This is a genomic window from Bradyrhizobium sp. 930_D9_N1_4, from assembly GCF_052076015.1.
Classification (GTDB): domain Bacteria; phylum Pseudomonadota; class Alphaproteobacteria; order Rhizobiales; family Xanthobacteraceae; genus Bradyrhizobium.
Genome location: NZ_CP197236.1, coordinates 3,679,089 through 3,694,668, shown reverse-complemented (window position 1 = coordinate 3,694,668; position 15,580 = coordinate 3,679,089). Strand labels below are relative to the sequence as shown.

Annotated in this window: 20 protein-coding genes, 1 tRNA gene and 1 pseudogene; 12 read left to right on the top strand and 10 right to left on the bottom strand. The window is 63.7% G+C overall.

The genetic code is table 11. The annotated features are described in order from the left end of the window. Nucleotides 1-161: 161 nt before the first annotated feature. Nucleotides 162-758, bottom strand: a complete 597-nt coding sequence (locus AB7532_RS17365) for a hypothetical protein (protein ID WP_441235988.1) — start codon at nucleotides 756-758, stop codon at nucleotides 162-164. A gap of 545 nt (nucleotides 759-1,303) precedes the next feature. Between AB7532_RS17365 and AB7532_RS17360 the strand changes: the two genes are divergently transcribed. After that, nucleotides 1,304-1,615 carry a helix-turn-helix domain-containing protein gene (locus AB7532_RS17360; RefSeq protein WP_441235987.1) on the top strand — a complete coding sequence of 104 codons (312 nt, stop codon included), beginning with the start codon at nucleotides 1,304-1,306 and terminating at the stop codon, nucleotides 1,613-1,615. 131 nt (nucleotides 1,616-1,746) lie between these two features. On the opposite strand, the gene AB7532_RS17355 is transcribed toward AB7532_RS17360, so the two are convergent. The 4 genes from AB7532_RS17355 to AB7532_RS17340 form a co-directional block, all read right to left on the bottom strand. Continuing rightward, nucleotides 1,747-1,947, bottom strand: coding sequence for a hypothetical protein (locus tag AB7532_RS17355; protein WP_441235986.1), 201 nt, complete (start codon nucleotides 1,945-1,947; stop codon nucleotides 1,747-1,749). 31 nt (nucleotides 1,948-1,978) lie between these two features. After that, nucleotides 1,979-2,383 (bottom strand): hypothetical protein, encoded by a 405-nt coding sequence (locus tag AB7532_RS17350; RefSeq protein ID WP_441235985.1) that lies wholly within the window; start codon nucleotides 2,381-2,383, stop codon nucleotides 1,979-1,981. 120 nt (nucleotides 2,384-2,503) lie between these two features. Then, on the bottom strand, nucleotides 2,504-3,112 hold the full coding sequence (locus tag AB7532_RS17345) for a hypothetical protein (RefSeq protein ID WP_441235984.1): 609 nt from the start codon (nucleotides 3,110-3,112) through the stop codon (nucleotides 2,504-2,506). 29 nt (nucleotides 3,113-3,141) lie between these two features. Then, nucleotides 3,142-3,348 carry a hypothetical protein gene (locus tag AB7532_RS17340; protein ID WP_441235983.1) on the bottom strand — a complete coding sequence of 69 codons (207 nt, stop codon included), beginning with the start codon at nucleotides 3,346-3,348 and terminating at the stop codon, nucleotides 3,142-3,144. Nucleotides 3,349-3,650: 302 nt separating this feature from the next. Here AB7532_RS17340 and AB7532_RS17335 point away from each other — a divergent pair, with 302 nt between their 5' ends. Continuing rightward, nucleotides 3,651-4,103 (top strand): VOC family protein, encoded by a 453-nt coding sequence (locus tag AB7532_RS17335; protein ID WP_441235982.1) that lies wholly within the window; start codon nucleotides 3,651-3,653, stop codon nucleotides 4,101-4,103. 286 nt (nucleotides 4,104-4,389) lie between these two features. Then, nucleotides 4,390-5,028: a glutathione S-transferase family protein gene (locus tag AB7532_RS17330; RefSeq protein ID WP_441235981.1), complete on the top strand. Its 639-nt coding sequence runs from the start codon at nucleotides 4,390-4,392 to the stop codon at nucleotides 5,026-5,028. A gap of 300 nt (nucleotides 5,029-5,328) precedes the next feature. Here AB7532_RS17330 and AB7532_RS17325 read toward each other — a convergent pair. Both AB7532_RS17325 and AB7532_RS17320 read right to left on the bottom strand, forming a co-directional pair. After that, nucleotides 5,329-5,584, bottom strand: a pseudogene (locus AB7532_RS17325) (hypothetical protein). 45 nt (nucleotides 5,585-5,629) lie between these two features. Further along, nucleotides 5,630-5,884: a PilZ domain-containing protein gene (locus tag AB7532_RS17320; protein WP_441235980.1), complete on the bottom strand. Its 255-nt coding sequence runs from the start codon at nucleotides 5,882-5,884 to the stop codon at nucleotides 5,630-5,632. A 225-nt stretch (nucleotides 5,885-6,109) separates the two neighbouring features. Between AB7532_RS17320 and AB7532_RS17315 the strand changes: the two genes are divergently transcribed. From AB7532_RS17315 to AB7532_RS17275, 9 genes are all read left to right on the top strand, one after another. Next, nucleotides 6,110-6,184, top strand: a tRNA-Glu gene (locus AB7532_RS17315). A 101-nt stretch (nucleotides 6,185-6,285) separates the two neighbouring features. Beyond that, a complete protein-coding gene (locus tag AB7532_RS17310) occupies nucleotides 6,286-6,945 on the top strand; it encodes a hypothetical protein (RefSeq protein ID WP_441235979.1) in 660 nt (219 codons plus the stop codon). Between the two features lie 142 nt (nucleotides 6,946-7,087). Beyond that, nucleotides 7,088-7,717, top strand: a complete 630-nt coding sequence (locus AB7532_RS17305) for a PilZ domain-containing protein (protein WP_441235978.1) — start codon at nucleotides 7,088-7,090, stop codon at nucleotides 7,715-7,717. Nucleotides 7,718-7,840: 123 nt separating this feature from the next. Next, nucleotides 7,841-8,848 (top strand): acyl-CoA desaturase, encoded by a 1,008-nt coding sequence (locus tag AB7532_RS17300; protein WP_441235977.1) that lies wholly within the window; start codon nucleotides 7,841-7,843, stop codon nucleotides 8,846-8,848. A gap of 137 nt (nucleotides 8,849-8,985) precedes the next feature. After that, on the top strand, nucleotides 8,986-9,252 hold the full coding sequence (locus AB7532_RS17295; RefSeq protein WP_441235976.1) for a hypothetical protein: 267 nt from the start codon (nucleotides 8,986-8,988) through the stop codon (nucleotides 9,250-9,252). Nucleotides 9,253-9,371: 119 nt separating this feature from the next. After that, nucleotides 9,372-9,527: a hypothetical protein gene (locus AB7532_RS17290; protein WP_441235975.1), complete on the top strand. Its 156-nt coding sequence runs from the start codon at nucleotides 9,372-9,374 to the stop codon at nucleotides 9,525-9,527. 326 nt (nucleotides 9,528-9,853) lie between these two features. Then, on the top strand, nucleotides 9,854-10,894 hold the full coding sequence (locus AB7532_RS17285) for a PrsW family glutamic-type intramembrane protease (protein WP_441235974.1): 1,041 nt from the start codon (nucleotides 9,854-9,856) through the stop codon (nucleotides 10,892-10,894). A gap of 70 nt (nucleotides 10,895-10,964) precedes the next feature. Next, entirely contained in the window at nucleotides 10,965-11,543 is a 579-nt protein-coding gene (locus AB7532_RS17280; RefSeq protein ID WP_441235973.1) for an HdeD family acid-resistance protein, read from the top strand. Nucleotides 11,544-11,776: 233 nt separating this feature from the next. Then, nucleotides 11,777-12,862, top strand: a complete 1,086-nt coding sequence (locus AB7532_RS17275; RefSeq protein ID WP_441235972.1) for a 3-deoxy-7-phosphoheptulonate synthase — start codon at nucleotides 11,777-11,779, stop codon at nucleotides 12,860-12,862. 160 nt (nucleotides 12,863-13,022) lie between these two features. Here the strand turns inward: AB7532_RS17275 and AB7532_RS17270 are convergent, their stop codons facing one another. From AB7532_RS17270 to epmA, 3 genes are read right to left on the bottom strand one after another with little or no spacing between them, the layout of a single operon-like run. Next, on the bottom strand, nucleotides 13,023-13,274 hold the full coding sequence (locus AB7532_RS17270; protein ID WP_441235971.1) for a hypothetical protein: 252 nt from the start codon (nucleotides 13,272-13,274) through the stop codon (nucleotides 13,023-13,025). Between the two features lie 40 nt (nucleotides 13,275-13,314). Then, nucleotides 13,315-14,409, bottom strand: a complete 1,095-nt coding sequence (locus tag AB7532_RS17265; protein ID WP_441235970.1) for a lysine-2,3-aminomutase-like protein — start codon at nucleotides 14,407-14,409, stop codon at nucleotides 13,315-13,317. After that, on the bottom strand, nucleotides 14,406-15,470 hold the full coding sequence (gene epmA, locus AB7532_RS17260) for an EF-P lysine aminoacylase EpmA (RefSeq protein WP_441235969.1): 1,065 nt from the start codon (nucleotides 15,468-15,470) through the stop codon (nucleotides 14,406-14,408). The genes AB7532_RS17265 and epmA overlap by 4 nt, the downstream gene beginning before the upstream one ends. Between the last annotated feature and the right edge of the window lie 110 nt (nucleotides 15,471-15,580).

The window sequence follows — 15,580 nt, the reverse complement described above, 5'->3', positions numbered from 1 at the left end:
CTCAATATTGGAGTTAGGCTCAATACTGGAACTACAATTCAATTGTGGTGACAGCACTGTCACCGCAATTCCGAGAGATGTTGGCATGACGAAAATTATCACTGCAAAACATATTCAGCAGGCCCTCGATGCCGTTGCTACCGGCCCATGCTCGCGAGGAGCTAGGCAACCTTTCTCCCTAGTTTCTTCAGGTCCCTTATCGCTGCCGGAAGTTCGGATCGAATTACATGGATGTCCGACGCGATATTGCGTCCACTACCTCCGTAGACAGTGGCGTCGCCGCTCACGATGACCATAAAATTTTCCGACCCCGATTTGAGATCGATTTCCGTTGGCTCGGAAGCATAATCCCAAGTCCCATAGATCGATAATCGTTGCGCCAGCGCCATCGAGTACCAATGGAGGATGGACTCCGTACTGCGATCATCGCTATTCAGCGCCATCTCAGCAACCGGTGTATCGCGAGTTGCATCAAAGGCTTTGCGGGCAGCGTCTAGCAGGTCGATTGTTTCGGGTTCGGGAATGTTTGCCGTTGCCGTGATCGCCGGAAGTGCAGCCGTAGGCGGCATCTTTTCAAGGTGCGCAATCCGCTTCTTATAGAACTCATTCTGCTTGCGCACTCCTTCGTAGTGCCAACGCGCTAAGAAATAGCCAACAATGGCACCGACCACGAGGACGCCGGCGAACACATAAATGTTCGCCGAGATCACATCCCAGCGGCTCAGGAGAAATTCGAACACTTTATCGGGAATCGACATGGCTAGGCTCGCTCCAGCATCGGACAAAACTCCACCGTGGCGCGAACCGACATCGCGCGCATGATTGACAGATTGCCTGGGTAGAGCGAGAACCTACGTTGTCAGGCGGAGAGTCCTTCGGGATTCCCCACCCAGGCGTCGGCCGGTGCTTCGAACATCGACCGGCGCCTTTTTTACTAGTGAGTCGCACTCTGGAACAGCGGCGATTCGCTGGAGCCACAGATTATAGCTGGAATGTCGCCCCGATTTCTGTGGATAGCTTCCGGAAGCCTTGGGAAATACCATACGACACAATGTCGTAAGCTGTGGACCACGAAACGATCACCGCAAACCAATATCGTTGACAAACAATGTAATCAGAGAAACTGACACCGCAAACATACGCCGCAAATCATCATCGCACACCGACATAAACAGCCGAGGATCGTCACCACGCTGATCATCGAAATGATCACCACAAACAACCGTCAATTACGGTGACAGTGCTTGACTGCCCCCCTTGTGAGACACGGTAATTGCAGTGACAGGCACTTCCAGGATGACCTGTGGCAGCACGAGGAAAGAACCGTCAGGTTCCGACGGCCTACAAATTGAAGGCGATCAAGCGTCTTGAGCAGGGCGAAGGCGTTCTGCCTGTGGCCCGCGAGCTCAGGATCTCCCGCAAGATTCTCCACGACTGGATCAAGGCGTGGAAGGCCCAGGGTCCGGACGGGTTGAACCGCGGGCCCGGCCCAAGCCAAGCCCCCGCAAGCTCAAACCGCTTCCGACATATGACGACAAGCGGTCTGCGCTCGCGCGCGCGAATGTCCGCATTGCCGAACTCGAGCGGCTGGTGGACCGCCAGCAGATGGACCTAATTTTTTTCGGAACGCCTTGCGCGCGTTGGAGCGGCCAGCAGCGCAAAGCAAATGCGCATCCGCATCATCGAAGTCATCCAAGCCATGGCATCGGAGGCAACCGGAAAGTCGTAATACAGCAAGCGCCTTGTTCAAAGACCGCGCAGCCCGAGCACAACTGGAATGAGGAAATAGAGGCCGAGCCCGCAAACCATCCCGATGGCGACCTTCGCGCTTCGCCTGGAGATTTTGCCGTCAAGCCAGGTGCCCGCCTTAACGAACAGCGAGAAAAGGGCTTGAGAAATAAAGCCCCTTACGATGGCGAACAGCATTTCTCCGATAATCTCGGCCATGCCATCTTAGTCGCGCTTATCGGGAGGACGTTCAAGACAGGGCAGGCAGTTTGCTTCGCCGCAGCGCGAGCGATCGATTGCCCAGCTCCAGAGGTGCCCACGCGCCAAGAACGGCAGCAAGAGCCATTGCCGCGAAAGCGAGGCAGCTCCAGTTGGAATCGATAAGTCGTCCCTGGAAGTGGGCAAGCTCGAACATCGCATCCATGACTGTCCCCAGGAGAATGATCCCGACGACACCACCCGCTAACGCGGTGACCATGCTGAGGAGCCATCCAAGCAGGCCAAACCTCTTCGACCAGGCGAAGTGGAGACCGACCGCCCACGCGATGAGAACCGACCCAAAGAAGCTTGCGAGAGGTCCACCTACGCTGGAGTCGGGGCCGAAGGCGTTAAGCAGCAGCATCGCAACGACCGCAAGAGCGGTGACAATTTTCACAACACGCCTCGAATTCAGGGCAATTCCGTTAGTCGCCCCAAACCGCGCGCGGTTCACATGCCAAGGTGCTGGCCAAACGTTCGCATCCCTCGCGAAGCGCGAACGCTGCTCGCGGCCACTTCAATTCGTCGTGGTCTTGCCGCCGCGCATGGACACGAGCTTGTCCTCACCAAATCCGAGAATGAGCCAGGCGGTCTCATCGAAACCGTCTGCGAGCTTTCCCTCGTGAGAATACACGATCCGGGCAGCTTCCGACTTCGACGGCCGTCCCAACGCCGCGATCACCTGCTGACGCGACATGCCCAAATGCAGCTTGCTGTCGAGGACGACGGGCGAGAACTTTTCCGGGATGACGGCGCAATCGGCCGAGGCACCGGCGTCTTTCCCGGTGAGCTCTTCAACGATCTCCGTGACGCGATGGTCCGGGCCGCCCATCTCTCCGCTGGACACGACCCATAGTCGATGCTGCGCGCGCCGATAACACAGCCAATAGATGCTATTGCCGGCGTCACCCTGGTGTTGGATGGTCCCTTCGCCCATGGCTTCGCGCACCGCGCCGAGCCGCGTCTCCTCGAAGCGGCCGGCGAATGCGCCAAGCGAAAAGCGGGTCGCCAATCTCTTCACGATTGTCGGCTGCACGCGCTCGAACGCATGTTGGTCGACGGGCGGCGGCGGTGTCTGCGCGGAGCAGTCGGTTGCGGGAATCGCGAAAAGCAGAAGCAGCAACAAGAGCGTCTTTCGACCAATAACTCCGTCCGTCACCCCAGCTTCCCTTCATTGATCTTGTGCGCGACCTCACCAACAGAGCTGCCAACGATGACGGCGGTCACGATCGGCCAAAACCCCGCCACGATGACGATAGCGCCCCAGCGCGTGTCTTCGCCGGGCCGCCTGTAGCCATCGTTGATGCCGCCGAGGATCAACCAGATCAGGCAGCCAATTGCATATCGCTTGAACCATTTCACGGCGAAATACCTTCCGGATATGGGCATTAGTGAGCGTGACATTGAGGATGGTTCATCGGCAGGACCGGGCTTGCTCATGGACGAAAAGCGCTGAATTCCGCTGACAGCGCGTTGAACTCATCCGCGAGTCCCCGCCGACGCTGCGGCTCGTCCGTCCACGCTTGGCTGGCTCACCGCACCCACCGTCTCCTCCTCACGCACATTTGCCCCCGCCCCCTGCCCCTCATCGCACTTTCCTGCTATCTCCTTCCCCGCCGTTCCGGCCCAAAGCAAAACCCCACCCGTTCAAGGGAGCTCCACCCATGCGTTATCTCCACACCATGCTGCGCGTGCGCAATCTCGATGTCGCGCTGAAGTTTTACCAGGATGCGCTGGGGCTGAAGGAGGTGCGGCGGATCGAGAACGACAAGGCGCGCTTCACGCTGGTCTTCCTGTGCTCGGCCGACGATCTCGAGGCGCTGAAAAAGCAGCCGCAGTCGCGCGGCGCGCCGCTGGTCGAGCTCACCTGGAATTGGGACGAGGAGAAGTACGGCGAGGACCGCTTCTTCGGCCATCTCGCCTATGAGGTCGACGACATCTACGCGACCTGCGCGCAGCTCCAGAAGGCCGGCGTCACCATCAACCGTCCCCCGCGCGACGGCAACATGGCTTTCGTCCGCTCGCCGGATCTGCACTCGATCGAGCTGCTCCAGAAGGGCGAGCCGAAGGCGCCGGCGGAGCCGTGGCTGTCGATGCCGAATACGGGCCATTGGTAAGGCATATTCGCAGGAACCAGCCCTTATCCCGTGCGTTCTCTCTTCGACAATGCGATTGGAGGAGGACGCAATGGGACGAGGATTATTGTTGTGGATGCTGGGCGTGCCGATCCCGGTGATTCTTCTGCTGTGGCTGTTCTTCGGCCGCTGATCGACTGGCACCTGTGCAAGGAAAGCTCCGTCCATGGCGGAGCTTTTTGCATGAGGGGCGCGCCGCAATGCGCATCGCTCGTCGACGCAAATTCCGCTATCACCCGCGCCAACAAGAACGCCGCGGGAGGATTTCATGCCGGACACCAAGCTGACGATCTGGGGCCGCGCCAATTCGGTCAACGTGCAGAAGGTGCTGTGGTGCCTTGCCGAGCTGTCGCTGCCCCATGAGCGCATCGACGCCGGCATGGCGTTCGGCAAGACCCGCGAGGCCGATTATCTCGCGATGAACCCCAATGCGCGGATCCCGACGCTGGTCGAGGGCGATTTCGTGCTGTGGGAATCCAATTCCATCATGCGCTATCTCTGCCTCGCGCATGGACGCGGCACGCCGATCTATCCCGAGGCCGTGAAGAGCCGCACCAGCGTCGACCGCTGGCTCGACTGGACGCTGTCGATGGTGCAGCCGGTCGATCGCCCCGTGTTCTGGGGCATCGTGCGCACGCCGCCCGCCGAGCGCGACATGATCCAGGTGCAGAAGGATGCCGATGCCGCCGCCGAGGTCTGGGCCATCGCCGACCGCCTGCTGGCGACGCGTCCGTTCATCGATGGCGATGCGTTCACCCTCGCCGACATCGCGATCGGCGCCTATGCACGGCGCTGGCTCGGCGTCGAAGGCATCACGCGCCCGTCGCAACCGCATTTGACGCGCTGGCTCGCCGAGCTCGGCAAGCGCGCCGGATTTGCACAATTCGTCGCACCGCCGATGTCGTGACGCGGCGGCGCGGCGCAAGCTGCGCTGAGCGCGTGATGAATCCGCATGACGGCGCAAGCGTCGGGCGTCGCGCCGGCGCTTGACGGCTACTGTGCACGGGGTTGTTTTCGCAGTTTTGTGTTGAGCCCCAGTGCCAGCCGCGCTCGTAGAGCAGCACGCAGACGATCAGCACCAGCGTCACGACTGCGGTGGCGAGCCTGGCCGTCCAGCTCAGGCCGCGGCCGACCCACCACAGCAGCGCGCAGTACATCACGAAGGGGACGATGATGTCGGGCCGCATCAGGTCCGGCGGCATCGGCGTCAGCGCCTGATGGTCGTGTCGACGCTGATCGAGCCGCCGATCTTCACGCAGGTGCCGGTGCCCTCAACCATGACGAAGCGCGGGCCGTAGGAGGCGCAGGAGCCGGCCTTGGCCGCCCCGCTTGTGCCTTTCAGCGGCAACGTCTTGCCGGGCTCCTTGCCCGTCTGGGGCCGTTCGGCCGGCGGCAGGCGCAGGCTCTCCGTCGCGGTCGCGGAGGTGGCGGCGAATGAGCAGGATCAGGAGCGGCGCACGCATGAAGCCGTTCTAGCCCGGACCCGCGCCCCGCGCCATCGGGGTCGCTCAGACGAACTTGACGCCGGCCGACTTGCCGCGGCGCCAGACCACCTGGCAGCTCCGCCCGGTCCGGGCATCGCGGGCAAACGCCATCCGGATCAGGCCCGGCAGCTGGGTGGCGTCCTCGTCCATGGTGATCTTGGCGCCGGTGTCGGAGATGTCCTGGACAAGGCAATGCCGCGCCGCGAATCCGCCGTCGAGCGTGATCCAGGCGTGCCGCGACAGCGATTTGCGGGCTGCGCGCTTCTTGGGCTGTGGCATCGGCTTCAATGTCTCCGGTTCCAGCGCTAGCCGAGTGCCCCTAAGAAACCGTTGAAATCACCTCCGAATGATACCGGGGCCCGGGCTATCCACCGGTTCCAAAAGACGGCCCCGAACGGCTTGCCCGGCGGCCGAAAGGCCACTATACGTTCGCCGCTGCAAGCCGCCGGGCACTGTTCGGGCGGCCAGCGGGCTTGCCGCCTCGTGCGGTTTGGCCTTGCGTTTGCTCCCTTCGTCTATCGGTTAGGACGCCACCCTTTCACGGTGGAGAGAGCGGTTCGATTCCGCTAGGGAGCGCCATCCTCCGGGGTTTCCGGATGAGACGGCGAAATCCGCCGCCCCCGCATGAACCTCCCCGCCCCCGACCGCCGACCAATGCCCATTGGAACCGGGACAGGCCCATGGCGCAGCGCACATCCCCTTTTGACGGCCAGACCGGCGTCGCCCCGGCGCCGCCGCCCTGGATGCACCGTACGGCGCCCTCCGCACCGGGCCGGCGCGCGGGAATGCTCGAGCACATGGCCCGCGCCAGATCGGCGCCGCAGCCCCAGGCCGCGGCTGCGACCGCATCGCCGCGCATCGGCGGGCTGGCGGACATCCTCGGCGATGCCTTCGGCTACGCGGTGCTGTTCGGTGTCATCGCGCTACTCTTTCAGTCGCGCGTTCCGCTCTATCTCGGCGCGTTCCTTTTCCTGAGCGATGACGCGCGCATCGAGCGCGGCCTCGGCGCGATCGGCATCCGGCTCGAGCCCGATACGATCGGCGCCGGCATCGTCAAGAGCTTCGCATCCCTGTTCGGATGGTTCGCACTGCTCGCATCGCTGAAGGACTCCGTGCCGGCCTGGCTCGCGGCCTGGATGCCGCCGGACGCATCATGGTCTTTCATCGCCGGCATCGCGGTTGTGATCGCCATATTCGACACGGTCGCAACGCTGTCGATGCGGCGCGCTTTGCCGTGGTTCGGATTTCAGATCGCTGCGGACAGCCTGGCGTGGACGGCGATCAAGCTCGTCATGGCCATTGGCCTGCTGGCCGTGCTGTTGCTGCTCGGATCTCTCTGAGGATTACGGCAATGACGATGTCGTGAGATCATGCGCTCATTTACCAAATATTTACCCCTGCTATTTGGCGCGCGTATCATTTGCTTAGAATTTGATCGCTACCGTGAATTTACGGAAACACTCCGAAACACGATTGGCGCCCATGTCCGTCGCAGAGTTCCTCAGGCAGCGTGCAGTGCAGGTCACCGTGAGCGGGAGCTACTCCCTGCCGCGCTGGTATGATTGCGAGGGCAAGCTGCGGACATTCGCCTGCCGCACCAGCCGGGTCTCGCCCTTCCGCATGATGGTGGACGTGCCTGTCGTCGGCAAGATCGGCGAGCGCGTGACCTCCTATTTCCAGGACTTTGGCGAATTCCAGTGCACCATCAGCGCGACGCTGAAGGCGGGCTTCCTGATGGAACTCGACATGACGCGGGCGCGGCGCGCCTGGATGTCGGAAAAGCTGACCTGGCTGGAGAAAAAGCAGAAGGACGACACCGTCCAGGAACTGCGCAACGACGCACGCTTCGTTCCGCAGGTCTCCCACACCTTCCTGACCCTGTCCGACGGCAGCATCCATCCCTGCTTCATCATCGACGTCTCCACGGCCGGCGTCGCGATCTCCTGCGAATACGACCCGCCGATCGGAACCGCTCTGGCAGTCGGCGCCTGCGTCGGGCGCGTCATCCGCAAATTCGACAACGGCTTTGCGGTCAGGTTCGCCGAGAAGCAACAGCGCGACGATCTCGTCCGGCTGATCGTCCGCGCCGCGCCGTTGCTGCAATCGGCCTGATCCGGCCGGATCGATCTTAACTCTTTCTTAACTAAAGACTGGAGGTTGAAACCCCTGCGCGATAGGGTGTGCGCCAGCACGTCCGCAATCATTGCGGGCTCCCGAAGTATTGGAAGTCCTGGAATGTCCATCGCTGATGCCGGGTTCGCTCCGGCAGAGACCACCCGGAATGCCGCCGCCAAACCGCAGCTTCCGCCCGGCGTCGTCACTGAAGGCCCGCTCGTTCAGGCCAAGCTGCGCGAGAGCTATCTCCTCCTCGGCATCCTCTATGTCGGCGCTGCCGCCGGCATCATCTGGGCCATCACCCAGGGCCTCGGCAAGGTCGAGCTGTTCACCTTCGCCTGGATGTTCGCGCTGACCACGTTCGGCATCGGCGCCGGCATGCACCGCCTGTTCGTCCATCGCAGCTTCAAGACCGGCCCGATCATGCGCGTCTTCTTCACCGCCATCGCGCAGATGGCGGTGCAGGGCTCGATCGCGAAGTGGGTCGCCAACCACCGCCGCCATCACCTCTATGCCGATGACGTCGGCGATCCCCACAGCCCGCAATTCGACGGCTTCGGCAATCGCTACGTCAGCGCGTTGAAAGGCTTCCTGCACGCGCAGGGCAGCTGGGTCTTCGATCAGGCGACCACCGAGAATGAATACTACGCCAAGGATATCCTCGCCGATCCCATCGCGATGTTCTTCGTGCGCACGCGCTGGGTCTGGTACGGGATGTCGGCCGTCTTCATTCCCGGCGTGATCGGCTACACCTTCGGCGGCGTGCACAGCATGATCGGCTGCGTGCTGTTCTCCGGCCTGCTGCGCGCCTATCTGCTGATCTTCGTCAGCCAGTTCACCGGCTCGATCTGCCACGCCTATGGCTATCGCCGCTTCAAGGTCGACGACGCCTCCACCAATGAGTTCGTGACCACGATCCTCACCTTCGGCGAGGGTCTGCACAACAACCATCACCGCTTCCCGCGGGACGCCTATATCTCGCACGCCTGGTGGGAGATCGATCTCAATGGCCTGATCATTCTGGGCCTGGAGAAGATCGGCCTCGTCCACGACGTCTTCCACGCCTCGCACCGCCAGCTCGAGCTGGCGTCCGAAGCGGAGGCGCAGGCAGCCACGACGGCGCGCTAAGCCGGCGGGGCGGCGGCCGTACCGCGGCCGCCTTGCCTCCGCGCGGCTGCCCTATCGCGGCCCCATTGCGGGATCAGCTTTTGAGGGTCTGGGCCTCGTCCCGGACCTCATTTGCGGACTTGCGATCGGGGGACCGGATGGCAGTCAACACCGTCGATAAGATCACCGTCGACAAGATCACCTGGGACAGGGTGGGCCGGGTCACCGAGCCTGGTCGCTACATGTACACGTTCGGCTGGCTGACCATCACGGCCGGCGATCTCGATATCTGGAAGCAATACCCGCAGGCCGCCTTCACGCTGCTTGCGCACCACGCCGAGCCGGCCGAGGCCGTCGGCGAGGAATTCCATCTCGGCGCCTTCGACATCGCGCCCAACGCGCCGCCGCCGTTCACCACCCATTGAGGGCGAGCCGTCGGGCCGGCGATTCGAGCCCGTGCAACCAGCACTTCCGGTGAGCCGCGGCTGCGCCCAGCACAGATCCAGTCGGGAACGCATGGCACACGCGTTGCTTGACCGACGTCATGATGCACATCCCAGCCGTCGACCAGGCCTTCCTGCTGCTGCTCATCGTCTTCTGCCTCGGCGCGTGCCTCGTACGCGCCGTCTGGGAGCTGGAGCAGTTGCGGGCCCGCCGGATCGCCTCGCCGCCCCATGGGCGCACAACGAAGCGTGACTAGGCCGATTCCGCCGGCCACGCGTTGTCCCGACGAGGCTGATCCCGCCTCTGGACTCGCTGCGTGCGCACGTGCATCGTGAATCGAAGAAACCTGCACATTGCCTTGATCTGACTTGCCAATCGCGATTCCAGCGCCAGCCACGCGACCGTTGCCATGGATGACGAGGCGGCCCGGTCATGCGGTTGATTGCACTCGTGTTTGAGGCGTGACGGCCCGGATGAATGCTGGCTGTCGCGCTTGTTAAGCGAAGGGACAGCCGGCGCATGACACATGGTCGCATCGCTGGACGTAGATAAGCGGATCAAGGGAACCTATTTTCGGCGCCGATGTACCTGATTGAAGCGTTACCCACCGTCATCGGAACTGCGGCCATCGCTCCAGCGCTGCTGATGCTGTGGCTCGTCATTGCCGCCGAGGAACGCCCGGGACCGCCGGCCCAGGTCTGGACCGCGTTCCTGCTCGGTGCCGCCAGCATTTCGCTTCTGGGCCTCGCCCGCGCGCCCTTCGCCAAGATGGTCGCCGCCCCAGACGATCCCTGGGCGGCCTTGGCCATGCATTCGATCTTCGGCGTCGCCGTGCCCGAGGAAGCGGTCAAGGTGATCGCCATCGTGCTGATCTCCTCGACCAAGCGGCGCACCTTTTCCAACCCGATGGACACCGTGGTCTACGGCGCCGCCGTCGGCCTCGGCTTCGCCGCCTACGAGAACCTCGCCTATCTCGTGCAGCACGCCGAGATGTGGCGCTCGCTGGCCGCCTTGCGCAGCGTGCTGACGGTGCCGTTCCACGGCGCGCTCGGCATCATCGCCGGCGCCTACCTGACCATCGCGCGCGCCGGCACGGCGCTCGGCGCCAACCGTCACAATCGCGACTGGGCCCGCTTCTCCAGCCGCCTTCTGATCTTCGGAGGCCCGCTGGCGCTGCATGCGGCATTCGACTTCCCGCTGCTGACGCTTCAGCGCATGCCCGACCTCGATCCCACAATCCGGATGTGGCTGGGTGGCGCGAGCCTGCTGATCGGCTTCTCCTCGATCGCCTTCGCCATTCGCCTCGTCCGCCGCGTCGCGCGCCATCACGCGCCGCGAACCGATATCGCGCGCGAGCGGCTCAGCCAGCTTCGCCGGATGTGGGCTCTGCTACTCGCCGGCGGCGGCGTCGGCTTCCTCGGCCTCGCCTTCGTGCTGACCTCGATCCACCATTGGCTGATCAATCCCGAGCGCAATCTGACGCTGGCCCTGATCCCGATCGGCTTCGTCTCGATCCTGCTCGGCCTTGCGCTTCTGATCGTCACGATCGCGATCTACGTTCTCGGCCGCAACCGCGTTCGCACCAGCGGCGAGGGTTTTTCGTCGGCGCACGGCGGCAGCTGACCCGCGGGATGGCAAGCGCGGTGTGCACGCACTAGATTGAGCACACCATTTTCGATCCGGAGCCTGCCCGATGCCATCGCCCGAGGATTTTTCACGGCTGCAATCCGCGATGAGCCGGACGGTGAAGGCGCATTGGAAGGCCTTTCTGTTCGAAGGCATTTTGCTCGCCGCTCTCGGCCTGGCCGCGCTGATCCTGCCGCCGCTCGCGAGCCTTGCGATCGCGATCTTTCTCGGCTGGATGTTCCTGATCAGCGGCATCGGCGGGCTGATCGTGACCTACTGGGCGCGGAGCACGCCGGGCTTCTGGTGGTCGCTGATCTCGGCTGCGCTGGCCGTGCTCGCCGGCATGCTGCTGCTGGCCCGGCCGATGCAGGCCGTGCTGACGCTGACGATCGTGCTCGGCGCCTATTTCCTCGCCGAGGGCGTCGCGACCATCATGTATGCGCTGGAGCACCGCCGCGAGCCGACCGGCCGCTGGACGTGGCTACTGATCTCGGGCCTCGTCGACATCGCGATCTCCTTCATGGTGATCACGGGACTGCCGAGCTCGGCGGAATGGGCGATCGGCATCCTCGTCGGCATCAACCTGCTGTTCGGCGGCGCCACCCTGATCGGCATGGCGCTGGCGGCACGCAATAGCAACAGTTGAGACGCCTCGTCACGTCCTGCGCCGTTTGGGGGGTGACAACCCGCCAACGGCGCGCTATATGGCCTTCCATGATCACCGTCGCCACCAGCTTTTATTGGTACTTTAGCTACGACAGCTCGCTGGCGGCAGGAGGATCGCGCTCAATCTGAATATTGAAGCAAACGTCCGACCAAGCCGCCAGACCTGGCGGCTTTTTTATTGCCGGCAGGTTCTGAAACAAACAGGAGCCTGCCGTGCTGAGCACGACCGACGATCTTCGTATCCGCGAACTGAAAGAGCTGAGCACGCCGGAAGAGGTGATGCGGGAAGTCCCGCGCACGCTCACCGCGACGCGCGTGGTGATGGCGGCGCGCAACGCCATCCATGCGATCCTCAACGGCCAGGACGACCGCCTGCTGGTCGTGGTCGGCCCCTGCTCGGTCCACGATCCCAAGGCCGCGCTCGACTATGCCGAGCGGCTTGCGAGCTTGCGCGAAGACCTCGCCGACCAGCTTGAAATCGTGATGCGGGTCTATTTCGAGAAGCCGCGCACCACCGTCGGCTGGAAGGGCCTGATCAACGATCCCGATCTGGACAATAGCTTCGACATCAACAAGGGCCTGCGGTTGGCGCGCAACGTGCTGTCGGCGGTGAACAATCTCGGCCTGCCCGCCGGCGCAGAGTTTCTGGACATGACGACGCCGCAATACATCGCGGATCTCGTGTCCTGGGCCGCGATCGGCGCGCGCACGACCGAAAGCCAGATCCATCGCGAGCTGGCCTCGGGGCTGTCCTGCCCGGTCGGCTTCAAGAACGGCACCGACGGCAATGTCCGCATCGCTGCGGACGCGGTGAAGTCGGCTTCGCATCCGCATCACTTCATGGCGGTGACCAAGCTTGGCCGCTCTGCCATCGCCTCGACCGCGGGCAACGAGGACTGTCACGTCATCCTGCGCGGCGGCAGCAAGCCGAACTACGATGCGGAAAGCGTCGCGGCGGCCTGCAACGATCTGGCGAAAGCGAGCGTCGCACCGCTGGTGATGGTGGATGCGAGCCATGCCAATTCGAGCAAGAAGCCGGAGAACCAGCCGCTGGTGGTGGCCGACATCGCCGGCCAGATCGCCGGTGGCGAGAGCCGCATCATGGGCGTGATGATCGAGAGCAACCTCGTCGCGGGCCGCCAGGACGTCGTGGCGGGCAAGCCGCTCACCTACGGCCAGAGCATCACGGACGGATGCATCGACTGGGCGACCACGGCAACCGTGCTGGAACAGCTCGCTGACGCGGTCGAGATCCGGCGCAACACCCAGCGCGCGGGGCTGCACGAGCGCTCGGCATAAGGCGAAATCAAACGCGGGCGGGGCGAGCTGTCGCGCCCTGCCCGCCATTGGCGGCTTATTGATTGAGCATGATCTCCGCGCAAACGCGTCCCGCGTTTGTCGCGAGGGAAAACCGCTTCACACTTTGCGCTGGCGCGGCCCTTCAGGTCCGGATCATGCTCTAGCAGCCGCGGCAGATGCTCTTGATCTTCTTGTCGAGCAGAGCGTCTTCCTTGTTCACGGGCGTGTTCGGATCGCTCAGATTTTTCTCGCTCGGGACGTCGCTGGCGCGCGGCTGGCGATGACCGACGGGGGCCTGCGGCACCGATCCCGACGTGGCGCCGCCTGACGTCGATCCCTTGTTGCCTGTCTGCGCCATCGCCGCGCCGCCAAGCAAGACCACGAGCGATGCTGCCAGCATGATCCTTTTCATGTCTTTTCTCCGTTCCTCAAACCCGGCGCTGCCTCACCGCTCATGTCTCGGGCGGATAGAGATGAACGTCGCCGCAATAGTCCACGATACGATAGCGCGTTTCGGCGTCCGCTTCACGCGCGTCGGGTGCGGTATTTTGTGCCGCCAACACATAATTCGGGCCGACCGGCGATTTGCCGGCGCCGCCGGGAATGTCGATGACATAGTCCGGCTGACACAGCCCTGACACCCGTCCGCGCAACTGCCGCATCAGTGCCTGCCCTTCAGCCAGCGTCGTACGCAGATGCGCTGTGCCGGGCGCGAGATCGCCGTGATGCAGATAATAGGGCTTGATCCGGCATTCGACGAAAGCTCTCATCAAATCCGACAAGGTCACGACGGTGTCATTGACGCCGCGCAAAAGCACGGACTGGCTCACCAGGGGAATCCCGGCATCGACAAGCCTGGCGCAGGCGGCACGCGCAGGCCCCGTCAGCTCGCGGGCATGGTTGGCATGCACCGCGACCCAGGTGGTCGCGCCCTCGACTTTCAGCGCGGCGACCATCTCGTCGCTGATCCGCGCAGGATCCGCCACGGGCACGCGGGTGTGAAGACGGACGATCTTGACGTGATCGATTCCCGCGAGATCGGCCATGATCTCGCTCATCCGCCGCGGCGACAGCATCAAGGGATCGCCGCCGGTCAGGATCACCTCCCAGATCTCGTGATGCGCGCGGATGTAATCGATCGCCGCACGATAGGCGGTCTCCGACAGCGCGTTCTCCTTGCCAGGACCGACCATCTCGCGGCGGAAGCAGAAGCGACAATAGACTGCGCAGACGTGAACGAGCTTGAACAGCACGCGATCGGGATAGCGGTGCACGATTCCTGGAACCGGCGAATGCGGATGATCGCCGATCGGGTCGGCGTTCTCGCCCGGCTGCATTTCCAGCTCCGCGGCGGTCGGAACGAATTGCCGCGCGATGGGATCGTCGGGATCGGAGTTGTCGATCAGCTCGACCAGCGCCGGGGTAATCGCGACCGCGTAACGCGCGGCGACACGTTCGAGCGCGGGCAGCTCCGTGACGGGCGCAAGGTCCGCAGCGACGAGCTCAGCCGGCTCACGCAGGGTGCGTGCAAGATTGGTCTTCGTCATGTCTCACTTAACGTTTCGTTTGCAGGCGGTGTCCACACCACCTGATCAATTCGTGCTGCGCCGCTCGCCAGCATCACCAGCCGGTCGAAGCCGAGCGCCACGCCGCTCGCCTCCGGCATGGCGGCGACCGCGGCCAGAAAATCCTCGTCCAGCGGATAGGCTTCGCCATAGCGGCGCTGCTTCTCCGCCATCGATTCCGTGAAGCGCATGCGCTGCTCCCCGGCGTCGGTCAGCTCGCCAAAGCCGTTGGCGAGCTCGACGCCGCAGGCATAGACCTCGAACCTTTCGGCGACCCGTGGATCGTCAGCCTTCACCCGCGCCAGCGCCGCCTCCGGAGATGGGTATTCGAACAGGATGGTCAAACGCCCCTGCCCCAGATGCGGCTCGACATGCTCGACCAGGACCTTGCTGAAGATGTCCGACCAGGTGTCGTCCCCGGCCACACGAACCTTGCCGGCGGCCGCCTCGGCGAGCGCGGCACGGTTACCCCTGTTCCCCGTGATTGTCGACAGCAGGTCGATCCCGGCCAAGCGCTCGAAGGCACCCGCAACCGTCAGAAGCTCCGGCTCGGCAAAGGGGTCGGCGGTCCGGCCCCGGAACGCGAAGGTCCCGATCCCGGTCGCCTGCGCCGCCCGGGCGATGACGACCACGGTGTCGGCCATGATGGCGTCATAGGGCGCGCCGGCCCGGTACCATTCCAGCATGGTGAATTCGGGCAGATGCAGGTCGCCGCGCTCGCGGTCGCGGAACACCCGGGCGAACTCGAAAATCCGCTCCTCGCCCGCCGCCAGCAGCTTCTTGCAGGCGAATTCGGGCGAAGTCCGCAGGTAGCGGCTGGCGCGACTGCCGTCAGGCCGCACGATCTCGGTCCGGGGGGCGTGCAGATGGGTCTCGTTGCCAGGGGAGACCTGGAGAACGGAGGTTTCGACCTCGACAAACCCCTGCTCGGCGAAAAAGCCCCTGAGAGACGCGGTAATGGCCCCCCTGGCCTGAAGGAACGGCCGCCGGTCGAGGTGGCGCCCGGGGGACCAGAACGGCGACAGCGGCTTGTCCCCAACCATTAACGCACCACCCATCGGCTCAGCAAAATGCTGGCTTCCCCCGGCAAAATCAGTATGTTGCGGCCCGAAACGGGCGCCGAGGTCCGATTTGAGACCCCGAATCCCCCCGA

What these genes read in the sequence shown, in the direction of transcription:
- AB7532_RS17365 (WP_441235988.1), bottom strand. Translation starts at nt 758, where the DNA reads ATGTCGATTCCCGATAAAGTGTTCGAATTTCTCCTGAGCCGCTGGGAT.
- AB7532_RS17355 (WP_441235986.1), bottom strand. Translation starts at nt 1,947, where the DNA reads ATGGCCGAGATTATCGGAGAAATGCTGTTCGCCATCGTAAGGGGCTTT.
- AB7532_RS17335 (WP_441235982.1), top strand. Translation starts at nt 3,651, where the DNA reads ATGCGTTATCTCCACACCATGCTGCGCGTGCGCAATCTCGATGTCGCG.
- AB7532_RS17330 (WP_441235981.1), top strand. Translation starts at nt 4,390, where the DNA reads ATGCCGGACACCAAGCTGACGATCTGGGGCCGCGCCAATTCGGTCAAC.
- AB7532_RS17320 (WP_441235980.1), bottom strand. Translation starts at nt 5,884, where the DNA reads ATGCCACAGCCCAAGAAGCGCGCAGCCCGCAAATCGCTGTCGCGGCAC.
- AB7532_RS17310 (WP_441235979.1), top strand. Translation starts at nt 6,286, where the DNA reads ATGGCGCAGCGCACATCCCCTTTTGACGGCCAGACCGGCGTCGCCCCG.
- AB7532_RS17305 (WP_441235978.1), top strand. Translation starts at nt 7,088, where the DNA reads ATGTCCGTCGCAGAGTTCCTCAGGCAGCGTGCAGTGCAGGTCACCGTG.
- AB7532_RS17300 (WP_441235977.1), top strand. Translation starts at nt 7,841, where the DNA reads ATGTCCATCGCTGATGCCGGGTTCGCTCCGGCAGAGACCACCCGGAAT.
- AB7532_RS17295 (WP_441235976.1), top strand. Translation starts at nt 8,986, where the DNA reads ATGGCAGTCAACACCGTCGATAAGATCACCGTCGACAAGATCACCTGG.
- AB7532_RS17290 (WP_441235975.1), top strand. Translation starts at nt 9,372, where the DNA reads ATGATGCACATCCCAGCCGTCGACCAGGCCTTCCTGCTGCTGCTCATC.
- AB7532_RS17285 (WP_441235974.1), top strand. Translation starts at nt 9,854, where the DNA reads ATGTACCTGATTGAAGCGTTACCCACCGTCATCGGAACTGCGGCCATC.
- AB7532_RS17280 (WP_441235973.1), top strand. Translation starts at nt 10,965, where the DNA reads ATGCCATCGCCCGAGGATTTTTCACGGCTGCAATCCGCGATGAGCCGG.
- AB7532_RS17270 (WP_441235971.1), bottom strand. Translation starts at nt 13,274, where the DNA reads ATGAAAAGGATCATGCTGGCAGCATCGCTCGTGGTCTTGCTTGGCGGC.
- AB7532_RS17265 (WP_441235970.1), bottom strand. Translation starts at nt 14,409, where the DNA reads ATGACGAAGACCAATCTTGCACGCACCCTGCGTGAGCCGGCTGAGCTC.
- epmA (WP_441235969.1), bottom strand. Translation starts at nt 15,470, where the DNA reads ATGGTTGGGGACAAGCCGCTGTCGCCGTTCTGGTCCCCCGGGCGCCAC.